Below are 1737 nucleotides of genomic sequence, written 5' to 3' on the forward strand. Positions count from 1 at the left end.
CGTCGGCGCGATTGGCGGCCCGGTCGGCCGTGGCGGCGCGCTTCATCCAGTCGAGGTCGGCTCCAGCGCTGAAGCTGGGGCCAGCGGCGGCCAGCACCAGGGTGCGGATCGCAGGGTCGGCCTCCACCCGGTCAAGCATGCCGGTGAGGTTGGCGATCAGGTGCTCGTCGAAGGCATTGTGCTTGTCGGGGCGATTGAGGACGATCCACGCCACGCCGGGTTGGCGATATTCCAGCAGCAGGTCTGTCATGGTTACATCCTGAACACGCCGAACCGGGTCGGCTCGATGGGGACATTGGTGCCGGCGGCCAGGGCGAGGCCGAGAACGCGGCGCGTATCGGCCGGGTCGATGATGCCATCGTCCCAGAGGCGCGCGGTGGCGTAATAGGGGTTGCCCTGGGTCTCGTACTGCTCGCGGATCGGGGCCTTGAAGGCCTCCTCCTCTTCCGCCGACCAGGTGCGGCCCGCTTTCTCCAGCCCCTCGCGCCGCAGGATGCCGAGCACGGAGGCTGCGGTTTCCCCGCCCATCACCGCGATGCGGGCATTGGGCCACATCCACATGAAGCGGGGGGAATAGGCGCGGCCGCACATGCCGTAATTTCCGGCGCCATAGCTGCCGCCAATCACCACGGTGTATTTGGGCACGCTGGTGGTCGCCACTGCCGTCACCAGCTTGGCGCCGTCCTTGGCGATGCCGCCGGCCTCGTATTTGCGCCCGACCATGAAGCCGGTGATGTTTTGCAGGAAAACCAGCGGAATGTTGCGCTGGCTGCACAGCTCGATGAAATGGGCCCCCTTCTGGGCGCTTTCGCTGAACAGCACGCCGTTATTGGCGATGATGCCGACCGGGTGACCCCAGATATGGGCGGTGCCACAGACGAGAGTGGTGCCGAACAGGGCCTTGAACTCCTCGAACTCTGACCCGTCGACGATGCGGGCGATGACGTCATGGACATCATAGGGGGTGCGCAGGTCGGACGGGATGATGCCGTACAACTCCTCCTCAGGGTAGAGAGGCGCGCGCGGCTGGACGATGTTGCGCGGCGAGGGCGCTGGCAGATTGGCGGCGGCGATGATGTCGCGGGCGATTCCGATCGCATGATGGTCGTCATGGGCGTAGTGATCGGTCACCCCGGACTGGCGGCTGTGCACCTCGGCGCCCCCCAGATCCTCGGCGGTGACGATTTCCCCGGTGGCCGCCTTCACCAGCGGGGGACCGCCGAGGAAGATGGTGCCCTGATTGCGCACGATGATGCTTTCGTCGCACATGGCCGGGACATAGGCGCCGCCCGCCGTGCAGGAACCCATGACGATGGCGATCTGGGGGATACCGGCCGCCGACATGCGCGCCTGATTGTAGAAGATGCGCCCGAAATTGCGTTCGTCGGGGAAGATCTCGTCCTGCTGCGGCAGGAAGGCGCCGCCCGAATCGACCATGTAGATGCAAGGCAGACGGTTGTCGAATGCAATGTCCTGGGCCCGCAAATGCTTCTTGACGGTCATCGGGTGATAGGTGCCGCCCTTGATAGTGGCGTCATTGGCAACGACCATGCAATCGCGGCCACGTACCCGGCCCACCCCGGCGATGATGCCGGCTGAATGGACTTCTCCCCCATAAAGCCCATGCGCGGCAAGCGGCGCGATCTCGAGGAAGGCAGTACCCGGATCGAGCAGCAGATCGATGCGCTCGCGCGCCAACAGCTTGCCGCGGGCGGCATGGCGGGCCCGCGCCTCGGC

At 65.9% G+C, this 1737-nt stretch carries 2 protein-coding genes; both read right to left on the minus strand.

What is annotated here, in order from left to right; all coding sequences use genetic code 11:
• The coding region (locus HUS57_RS00070; protein ID WP_173930903.1) for an enoyl-CoA hydratase-related protein at positions 1 to 250 on the minus strand (250 nt) is incomplete at its 3' end.
• Between the two features lie 2 nt (positions 251 to 252).
• On the minus strand, positions 253 to 1737 hold a 1485-nt coding region (locus HUS57_RS00075), incomplete at its 5' end, for a carboxyl transferase domain-containing protein (protein WP_173930904.1).

This window comes from Chelativorans sp. Marseille-P2723 (assembly GCF_902809845.1).
Taxonomy (GTDB): Bacteria; Pseudomonadota; Alphaproteobacteria; order Rhizobiales; family Rhizobiaceae; genus Chelativorans.